This window comes from Pseudonocardia sp. Ae717_Ps2 (assembly GCF_001932475.1).
GTDB lineage: Bacteria > Actinomycetota > Actinomycetes > Mycobacteriales > Pseudonocardiaceae > Pseudonocardia.
Genome location: NZ_MCIS01000025.1, coordinates 1 through 8,901, shown reverse-complemented (window position 1 = coordinate 8,901; position 8,901 = coordinate 1). Strand labels below are relative to the sequence as shown.

The following is an 8,901-nucleotide window of genomic DNA, read 5'->3' as shown; positions in this document are numbered from 1 at the left end:
CGAGGCGGGCTCCGCCCACGAACGTGCGCTCGCCCGCGCCCGCGTCGAGCGCACCTCCCACGCCGCCCGTCCGCTCCGCCGAGCCCCCCGGAGGTTCCGTTGACAGCCGAGCCCATCGACCACGATCAGGCCCACGGCAGCGAATCATTACCTGGTAATGGGTCCGTAGCCAGCGGCACCTTCGACCGTCAGCCCCCACAGGACCTCACCGCGGAACAGTCCGTGCTCGGCGGCATGCTGCTGAGCAAGGACGCGATCGCCGACGTGGTCGAGGTGCTGCGCCCGGAGGACTTCTACCGGCCCGCGCACCAGACCGTCTACGAGACGATCCTGGACCTCTACGGCCGTGGGGAGCCGGCCGACGCGGTGACCGTGTCGGCGGAGCTGCAGCGGCGCGGCGAGCTCGTGCGGCTGGGAGGGCGCCGTACCTGCACACCCTGATCGCGACCGTGCCGACCGCGGCGAACGCGCGTACTACGCCGAGATCGTCGGGGAGAAGGCGATCCTGCGGCGGCTGGTCGAGGCCGGCACCCGGATCGTGCAGCTCGGCTACCACGGCAACGAGGGCGGTGAGGTCGAGGAGGTCGTCGACCGGGCACAGGCCGCGGTCTACGAGGTCACCGAGCGCACCACCACCGAGGACTACACGGTGCTGGAGGAGCTGCTCCAGCCCACCATGGACGAGATCGACGCGATCGCCTCCCAGGGCGGGATGGCCGCGGGCGTGCCGACCGGGTTCGCCGATCTCGACGCCGTGACCAACGGCCTGCACCCGGGGCAGATGGTCGTCGTCGCGGCCCGTCCGGGTCTGGGCAAGTCGACCCTCGGCCTTGACTTCGCCCGGTCGTGCTCCATCAAGAACGGCATGACCAGCGCGTTCTTCTCGCTGGAGATGAGCAAGTCCGAGATCGTCATGCGTCTGCTCTCGGCGGAGGCGCGGATCCGGCTGGCCGACATGCGCGCCGGCCGGATGTCGGACGAGGACTGGACGCGGATGGCGCGGCGGATGTCGGAGATCTCCGAGGCGCCGCTCTACATCGACGACTCGCCGAACCTGACGCTCATGGAGATCCGGGCCAAGGCGCGCCGGATGAAGCAGCGCTACGACCTGAAGCTGATCATCCTGGACTACCTGCAGCTGATGACCTCGGGCCGCAAGGTCGAGTCACGTCAGCAGGAGGTGTCCGAGTTCTCGCGTCAAATCAAGCTGATCGCGAAGGAGCTCGAGGTGCCGGTGGTGGCGATGAGCCAGCTGAACCGTGGTCCCGAGCAGCGCACGGACAAGCGGCCGATGCTGTCGGACCTGCGTGAGTCCGGTTCGATCGAGCAGGACGCCGACATGGTGGTCCTGCTGCACCGGCCCGACGCGTTCGAACAGGACGATCCGCGCGCCGGCGAGGCGGACCTGATCCTGGCCAAGCACCGTAACGGCCCGACCACGACGATCACGGTGGCCACCAGCTGCACTACAGCCGGTTCTCCGACCTGGCGCACGGCTGAGCCGCGCCGGGGCGGCCGATAACCGGGTTATCGGAACCCGCTGCGAGCGAGCGACCGATAACCCGGTTATCGACTGTGGGTCGGCGATAACCGGGTTATCGACTTCAACGCCGAAGCGCGGTCAGCGCGCCGATCAGCGCTTCCAGCCCGTCGTCGTCCAGCTGCCGACGCAGGCGCCGGGCGATCTTGTCGACGTCCACAGCCTCGTCACGAGCGCCCGGCTCGGACGCCGAACGGGGGAGGAGGACCCGTTCGCAGCCTCAGCATCGGCATCAGCGCCAGCGGAAGAGGTCACGACCTCCACAGCAGGTGGCTTGTCGCGCAGAGTCTTGAGCTTCTCCGCCTGTTCCTCCGCGGGAACCGAGGCGACGGTTCGGGCTTCCTTCACCGATAGCTCGCCGGCGCGGAGCTGCTCCTGTAGCTCAGGGGTGAGCTTGAGGAGAGACAGCCGTTGGGAGACCCACGCCTGGGTCTTCGCGACACGCTTCGCCGCCGCGCGTTGCGAACCATGCCGCTCGACAAGGCCTTGGAGCTCCCTGGCCTCCAGCAGTGGGGGAGGTCCTGGCGGTGGATGTTCTCGACGAGCGTGGCCTCGGCCAGCATCGGGTCCGCTCCGCCGAGCCGATCTCGACCGATGCCACGAGATGGGTCAACCCGGCCAGGTGGGCGGCTGCGAGCCGGCGGTTTCCGATGAGGACCACCCACGACGCGGTCCCGAGCTGATCCGCGTCCTCGGGATAGTGAGCAAGGTAGACATCTCGGCGACCACCGTCGCTGGCTGCAGCTGATGGTGCTCCCGAAGGCTGTCGGCGAGCTCCTCGATCGCGGAGTCGTCGTAGCCGTAACGCGGGTTGCGCGGATTGTGGGCCAAGTCGGACAACGGGATCCGGCGCTGGACGCCCCGCCGTCGGCCAGAGCGTGCAGCGAGGTCTCCTCGGCGAAGACATCGGAGCTGAACGAGACTCGCCCCCGCTTGCGCTTCTTCGCCGGCGCGCCGACCCCAGAGTCCGATGCGCTCGCGGCCACCTCGCTCATCGGGTGTCCGTAGCCGAGCTCGAGTGCCAGCCGCAGGATGTCCTGCTGCGCCTCCAAGGCCACGCGGCTCTTGGCGTACTGGGTGCAGACCACGCCCTCGGCCGCCGCCCGGCTGTGGATCTTGTACCGACGGACGACCGAGTTCGCCAGCGGCCAGTTCTTCTTCCGAGCGAAGGCGAGGTGTCGTCGAGGTCGACCCGGCCGTCGCGTGGATCCCAGAGATTCACCACGACGGTGTAGGGGACACCCAGCGGCTCAACGACCTGGGTGATCGTCGTGTCTGCCGGCACGAAGGTGAGCGGCTCCGTCGTGATCGGAACGATCGCGTCGTCGGCGCTCTTCAGGACCGACCGGAGGATGTGCTCGTTCTCCAGGCTGCCTGGGGTGTCGACGAACACGTGCGCGTAGTCGGCATCGCAGCCGCTCAAGATCGCTTGGGTCGTCGGTCTCGGTGTAGGCGAACGGGATGTCATCACCGACTCGGCTCGCCCACCAATCCATCGATCGCTGTGGGTCGGTACCGACGACCAGGACGGACGGATCGTCGCCCCCCAGTACCTGGTCGACGACCGCAGCGAGGTTGACGGTGATCGTGGTCTTGCCGACGCCGCCCTTCTGGCAGCACACAGCGTGAACTCTGGCCAAGATGGCCACCTTTCCGTGGACTTCACGGCCCGGAATCGGGGCGCTACTTCGGATAAGTCGTGTCAGATGATGCCATCTGCACGCCTGCGCTCCGACGCCATCCCACGGCGTGTGGCGTCAGGGTCGCGCACCACGGCGACGGTATAACCCGGTTATCACCGTCTTCTCGTCGGCAGGGTGCGCAGCTCTTCGGTCGACGTGCTCGCTGGCGGCTCAATCTGCCGCCCGGGGTCAATCGCTCGGTAGCGAAGGATTCCGTTTCGAAGCGACCCGCCGATGAGGCCCTGGGCGAACGACGTCGGCGCTCGGCGACATCGTGCTGCACCGAGGTCCTCGGAGAGTGCCTCGCGCCTATAACCGGGTTATCGCACGACACGGTCGCCCGTGCGCTCAGCCGTCGTCTGAACGGAATACCCCATGCGCGACCAGCCACTTCCGCCAGTGGTCCACACGCTCCGGATCGGCCACGAAGTCGGCCGGCCAGTCGTCGATCGCGATCTGGCGCAGAACGTCGCGCACCAGGCTGCGGCCGACCCGGGCGCGGGAGGAGACCTTCCGCAGGTGGGGTCCACCACGGCGTGCATCGCACGCGCGGTGTCGTCCAGCGTGAAATGCACCGGCCGGTAGGCGACCAGAACCTCATGTCCGTGCTCGTCTGCCCTGGCGACCAGCGAACCCTCGCGCATCCTCGCTCCACTCACCCGCTTGGTTCGGTACCGGGAACTGTACCGACGTTCGGTGTGGCCGAGAGCCCGCGTGAGCGTGTCTCCGAGCAGCGAGCCCGCGGCGCCCCGGGGCTACGAGGTCACCGAATGTGCCCGCTCGATCCTCGGCATCGCGCACGGCTGCCGAACGCGGCTGGTCCGCCGGACACGCAGCCGGACACCCGGCCGGACCAGCACCTTCGCCGCGTTCTCGCCCGGCCCGAAGCCCGTGCGAACCTGCCGGAGACGGCGGATTCGACAACATCTATTAGCGAGACAGTATCGCAACTGTGGCGAGGCCTGATTGGGAAGGCCGCGGAGGTGGGCCGGCCGCGCGTGCTCGGCGCGGGCATCCAGCCGAGTCCCTGGCGGGTGAGTGCCCGTTCAGGCCCTGCAGATGCCTTCTGACCAGCCGAGACAGGCGTTCCCGCGCCTGCTGCGCGTCGATCTGACCTCCGGAAGGGGATGCGAGCACCCGTCCAGGGCGCGGTGAGCCTTGACCAGTAACTACGCAACTTCCAGCGGCTCTCGGGTGAACCAGCGTCAGCCGCGCGATCGGTCCCTCAGGCTGGGCGTGACGTCCCTTATGAAGGGCGGGGGCGTCCGCCGGGGCTACGTCGTCGGTTCCTGACGCAGTTGTTCCTGGTCAGGTCGCGGTACAGAGCTCGCAGGCGCGCCATTCCGGACTGGGCGGCTTCGACGTAGGGCCCGTGAGGCGAGACGCGTCGAGGGGCGTGCTCAGCAGCTCCAAAGGGGAGCCGACGTCTCCCGGTCCTGTCGACGCGTCAGCAGCGCGGCCGGTGCCCGGGGAGTAGAAGACCCGGGCGTGCCCGCATCCTGCCGGGCCGCCGCGCGCGTACGCGTGCGTTGCGTAGAAGCCGCCCGGAACCGCGAGACCCAATTTCCACGGACATTTCCGGATCGAGGAGGCGCCGGTCTGCGTCCGACCCACTCGATCCGGTGGCGATCTCCGGCGCGTGTGCCGGCCTGGAAAGTCCCGAGGGATCGCGCCCAGCCCGGGTCGAGCGCCGGGCCGTGTCGCCGAAGCTGGCATGTCAGCGACGCCGCGGGGCGGACGATCGAATCCGCGGGCCCCGGGTGGACGGCCCCGGACTGCAGGCAGAGCCGTCCTGCCCGCGGAGTGGCTCCCGCACTCGGATCCCTCCCATCGAGCTCTGGCGAGCGCCGGTCGACGACCGGCAGGGCGGGGCAGGGGGGAGCGTTCGTGCTGCTTGCGGGTTCGAGTCCGGAGCAGATGAGGCTGGAGCCGGGCGAGCGTGCGAGCGGCGGCCGGCCCCGCCGCGGTCGTTCGGTGTCCCACCCGCACCGGCGGCGTCGGGCCGCTCGCATGCACGGCGAGGAGGGGACCGCTCCTGAGCCGCCCGGGAAATTTCCGGCGAGCAACCTGCCGCCACCAGGGACCGAGCAACGCGACGTACGCGTACGCGCGCGACGCCGGAAATTTCTCGACGGCTCCCGCACTCGTCGACCGGGATCCTGCGCCGGGTCTCGCCGGCGTCGTTGCCAGCCCGACTAGTCGCGCTTAGTCTTCGGAGTACTAGGATCACGGCTCAACGGAAGGCGGACCTCATGGGCATGCAGCTGCTCGCCGGGACGATGGAGTGCCGCAACGGCAACTGTCCGACCGCGTGGCTCACCGAGCGCGGCTCGGTGATTGTGCAGGGCTATGTCGCGACGCCCCAGCTGGTGAGGGTGCCGCGCGACCTGATCGAGCGCGCCGCGCGTGAGCTCGTGATGCACGGTGTTGAGCCAGGAGCGGTGCCGGCGCCGCGCTCGACTGCCCTCCGGGCGGCGGGGGAGTGGTTCGAGGTCGCCGGCACACCCACGACGCTGCGCTGTCCTGCTGGCGAGCGTGCGCACGAGGTACCAGCACTGGCTGTTCTGGCCGCTGCCGCCGAGTCGACGAGGAGGCCGTATGACCCCCGGACCTGAACGAGCTCTACCGCACCTACCGGGAGTCGGCGTTCCGGCTCGAGTGCCGCGACACCTACGCGATCCCCGGCGAGGACCCCGACTTCGACGCCTTCCTCGCGCACGAGTCGTTCCCGGCGCGCACGGTCGACGACGACGAGTGGCTGGCCAACGTCCACGCCCAGGTCGGCCGGGGCAAGTACTTCGGCCGCGTCCGCCTGCTCGGCCACCCGGTCACCGACTACACGCGGTTCCAGCTGCTCTGCTACCCCCGCGAGAACCTCCCGGCGGGGAGGAGGTCCGGATCCTCGACCGGCACTGGCTCGGCTCGGATGACGGATGGACCCACCAGGACTTCTGGATGTTCGACGAGCGCATCGTCGTGCTGCAGCACTTCGACGACGAGGGGCACTTCCTCGGCGTCTCCGAGGCGGGGATCCCGCCCCCTACATCGCCATCCGCCGACGGGCCGTCGAGCTGTCGTGCCCTTCGACCAGTACCGCCTGGTCCCGGCCCGCGCACTGGCGCCGAGACCCCTGAGCACGCTGCGAGCTAAGCACCCTTGACTCGCGCCGAGATCCACCCTCAGCACCAGCGCCTGGCGGCGCGCTTGAAGGAGCTCCGCCAGGCCGCTGGGCTGTCGGCCGCTGCCCTCGGGCAGCCTTTCGGCTGGTCACAGAGCAAGACCTCCAAGATGGAGAACGGCACCTCCGCCCTGGTCATCGCAGATATCCACCAGTGGCTCGACCGGGTCCAGGCCAGCGACGACGAACGCACCGAGGTGCCCGCCCTGGCCCGCGAGACCGGTACCCGCGTACGTCCCTGGCGCGACGCCGACCGCCCGGATGCCGCGACCCAGCAGGACGCGCGAGGCCGCCGCGACACCGAGACCAGCGGAATCGGGGTGTTCCAGTCCGAAGTGGTGCCCGGACTGCTGCAGACCCCGAGTACGCCCGCCGCCTGCGTGAGGTCCACACCCTCCCGGCCGACGAGATCCCGGCCGCGGTGCTGGCGCTGATGAACCGCCAGACCGTGCTCTTCGACGAGACCAAGCAGTTCGACCTGGTCATCACCGAGACCGCGCTGCGCTGGCGCCCGGGCTCGGTCGCGCTCTCACTCGCCCAGCTCGACCGCATCGCCACCCTGGCCGGACTGCCCAACGTCCGCATCGGCGTCCTGTCACGCGAGACCCAGGAGCGCACCGCCGCGCCCCGCTGCACTCGTTCGTGGTGCTGCGCTATGCCGACGCGCCGTCGACCGTGGAGATCGAGACCCTCACCGCCGAGCAGGAAGTCACCGAGCCCGCCGACGTGGAGCTCTACGAGCAGTTCCTCGCCGAGCAGCAAGGCCTCGCCGAGCACGGCCCGGCGCTCCTGGCTCTACTCGACCGGATCCGCGACGACCTCAGGCAGCTCACCTCGAACGGCTCATGACCGGCACCCCGGTCATGCCCGGCGACGAGTTGCCCGACGACGACTATCTGACCTGGTCCTGCGGGGTGTGCGGGCTGTGCACCCAGGGCGGACGCCGGGGGCTGCGGCTGCACATGGACACCGTCCACCCGGAACCGTCGTGACCGGGGCCCGCCTCCCCGTCCGGACCACGACGACGAGTTAGTCGCAGATCGCGACTAGGTCCCGACTCGGTAAATCTGCTGGTCGCGGGACATATGTGCGCACTCGTGCGGTAGGACGGGAATCAGGCGCGACTCCCGACTAGTCGTCGACTAGTCTTGAGTGCAGAGAGGCCCGGCGGCTGGCACCGCCGAGGCCTCAGAGCGGACTACCAAACCGATCCCCTGCATGAGGAAGTCAGGCGCCCATGAAGACCGTACCCAGCACGCGCCGCACGCCGGTCATGCCGGTCGTCGACGCGCGTCGCGGCTGCCCTGCGCCGCCCCTGACAACGTCGAGCTGTTCTTCCCGGTCGGCACCAGCGGACCGGCCCTGCAGCAGACCGCCGAGGCCAAGACGCTCTGCATGAGCTGCCCGATCCTGCAGGCCTGCCGCGAGGACGCCCTCGCCCGGCCCGCCCACTTCGCCCACGGAGTGGTGGGTCCGTGGCGCCCCTTGGGTGTTGTCCTCGGCGTGGACGGCCCTGATCCGCTCCGCGAGCTCGACATCGGCCCGGGCACGCTCGTCGCGTGCCGGGGCGGCCTTGACCCAGGCGTAGTAGGACGAGCGCTCGATCTCGACGAGCTCACAGAGTCGCTTCACCTCGAAGGTGGCGGAGTTGTCGGCGACGAACTGGAAGCGACTCACCAGCGCGTCTCCCCGGCGAAATACTTGGCCGCCCGCTGAAGGATCTCCCGCTCGGTCGTGAGCTTGGTGGTCTCGATCTCGAGCTCGTCCACCCTCGCTTCAAGCCGGGCGATCTTCTGGGCCGGCGTCTCATCGGTCGCGCCGACGGGCTCGTCTCGTGGCCGTCCTCGACTGCAGCGGGCTGGAGGTCGGTGTCCGGTCAGCGGCGGTCTTCCTGCCGGTCCCGTAGACCTCGAGCCAGTGCCGCAGCGTCCGCGCACGATGCCGAGGTCCTCGGCGATACCGCGGACCGTGGCGCCCGGGTGGACTCGTACAAGTCCACGGCCTGACGACGGAACTCCTCGGAGTAGCTCTTCCTGGCCATGATTCTCAGATCATCTCGCTTCCCCAGCACCAAGTGCTGGATTCAGCGTGTCCAAGAACCGGGTCAGGCCCCGCGAATTCAGGCGGTTGAAGCATCTAGCTCAACGAGTTCGGCGAATATCTCGGAGGGCTTCTTCCAGTTGTGGATTTTACGGGGTCGGTCGTTGATGTCGCAAGCCACCATCGCCAGGTATTTCGGGTCCGAGGTGATGTCCGTGCCTTTCGGGAAGTACTCGCGGACGATGCGGTTGAGGTTCTCGTTGCTGCCGCGTTCCCACGGCGAGTGTGGGTGGGCGAGGTACACCGCATCGAGCCCTTGGTGACGGTGGCGTGGCCGGCCATCTCGGCACCGCAGTCCCAGGTCAGTGAGGCCCGCATGTGCGCGGGCAGACCGCTGGTGGCGGCGATGACCCCACGGCCGACGGTGAGCGCGTCGCGGCCGGTCAGGGGCACGAGGACCA

Annotated in this window: 8 protein-coding genes and 5 pseudogenes; 8 read left to right on the top strand and 5 right to left on the bottom strand. The window is 69.1% G+C overall.

What is annotated here, in order from left to right:
- The first annotated feature begins 114 nt into the window (after nucleotides 1-114).
- Nucleotides 115-1,500: pseudogene (gene dnaB, locus Ae717Ps2_RS34740) on the top strand (replicative DNA helicase).
- A 649-nt stretch (nucleotides 1,501-2,149) separates the two neighbouring features.
- On the opposite strand, the gene Ae717Ps2_RS40865 reads toward dnaB, so the two are convergent.
- From Ae717Ps2_RS40865 to Ae717Ps2_RS40005, 3 genes are all read right to left on the bottom strand, one after another.
- Nucleotides 2,150-2,380, bottom strand: coding sequence for a ParB N-terminal domain-containing protein (locus Ae717Ps2_RS40865; protein WP_369804906.1), 231 nt, complete (start codon nucleotides 2,378-2,380; stop codon nucleotides 2,150-2,152).
- Nucleotides 2,381-2,790: 410 nt separating this feature from the next.
- Nucleotides 2,791-3,162, bottom strand: coding sequence for an AAA family ATPase (locus tag Ae717Ps2_RS40860; protein WP_075334989.1), 372 nt, complete (start codon nucleotides 3,160-3,162; stop codon nucleotides 2,791-2,793).
- A gap of 408 nt (nucleotides 3,163-3,570) precedes the next feature.
- Nucleotides 3,571-3,699 (bottom strand): hypothetical protein, encoded by a 129-nt coding sequence (locus Ae717Ps2_RS40005; protein WP_255407999.1) that lies wholly within the window; start codon nucleotides 3,697-3,699, stop codon nucleotides 3,571-3,573.
- Nucleotides 3,700-5,480: 1,781 nt separating this feature from the next.
- Here Ae717Ps2_RS40005 and Ae717Ps2_RS34725 point away from each other — a divergent pair.
- The 7 genes and pseudogenes from Ae717Ps2_RS34725 to Ae717Ps2_RS40845 form a co-directional block, all read left to right on the top strand.
- Nucleotides 5,481-5,837, top strand: a complete 357-nt coding sequence (locus tag Ae717Ps2_RS34725; RefSeq protein ID WP_144276145.1) for a hypothetical protein — start codon at nucleotides 5,481-5,483, stop codon at nucleotides 5,835-5,837.
- Nucleotides 5,834-6,372, top strand: a pseudogene (locus Ae717Ps2_RS40855) (DUF6879 family protein). Before Ae717Ps2_RS34725 ends, Ae717Ps2_RS40855 begins: the two are co-directional and overlap by 4 nt.
- 6 nt (nucleotides 6,373-6,378) lie before the next feature.
- A complete protein-coding gene (locus Ae717Ps2_RS34720; protein WP_075334987.1) occupies nucleotides 6,379-6,834 on the top strand; it encodes a helix-turn-helix domain-containing protein in 456 nt (151 codons plus the stop codon).
- Nucleotides 6,777-6,959 (top strand): annotated as a pseudogene (locus Ae717Ps2_RS40850) (Scr1 family TA system antitoxin-like transcriptional regulator); the annotation flags it as partial. The gene Ae717Ps2_RS34720 and the pseudogene Ae717Ps2_RS40850, both read left to right, overlap by 58 nt.
- An 86-nt stretch (nucleotides 6,960-7,045) precedes the next feature.
- Complete coding sequence (locus tag Ae717Ps2_RS34715) at nucleotides 7,046-7,249, top strand: hypothetical protein (protein WP_144276144.1); 204 nt, start codon at nucleotides 7,046-7,048, stop codon at nucleotides 7,247-7,249.
- Nucleotides 7,246-7,392, top strand: coding sequence for a hypothetical protein (locus Ae717Ps2_RS37965; RefSeq protein WP_158071578.1), 147 nt, complete (start codon nucleotides 7,246-7,248; stop codon nucleotides 7,390-7,392). The genes Ae717Ps2_RS34715 and Ae717Ps2_RS37965 overlap by 4 nt, the downstream gene beginning before the upstream one ends.
- Before the next feature lie 226 nt (nucleotides 7,393-7,618).
- Nucleotides 7,619-7,813: pseudogene (locus Ae717Ps2_RS40845) on the top strand (hypothetical protein); the annotation flags it as partial.
- 15 nt (nucleotides 7,814-7,828) lie between these two features.
- Here the strand turns inward: Ae717Ps2_RS40845 and Ae717Ps2_RS35825 are convergent.
- Both Ae717Ps2_RS35825 and Ae717Ps2_RS37135 read right to left on the bottom strand, forming a co-directional pair.
- Nucleotides 7,829-8,441 (bottom strand): annotated as a pseudogene (locus Ae717Ps2_RS35825) (transposase); the annotation flags it as partial.
- A 78-nt stretch (nucleotides 8,442-8,519) separates the two neighbouring features.
- A complete protein-coding gene (locus Ae717Ps2_RS37135; protein ID WP_139319118.1) occupies nucleotides 8,520-8,744 on the bottom strand; it encodes an IS30 family transposase in 225 nt (74 codons plus the stop codon).
- Nucleotides 8,745-8,901 lie beyond the last annotated feature (157 nt).

Excerpts from the sequence above, each read along its gene's own strand:
- Ae717Ps2_RS34725 (WP_144276145.1), top strand. The coding sequence starts at position 5,481 with ATGCAGCTGCTCGCCGGGACGATGGAGTGCCGCAACGGCAACTGTCCG.
- Ae717Ps2_RS37965 (WP_158071578.1), top strand. The coding sequence starts at position 7,246 with ATGACCGGCACCCCGGTCATGCCCGGCGACGAGTTGCCCGACGACGAC.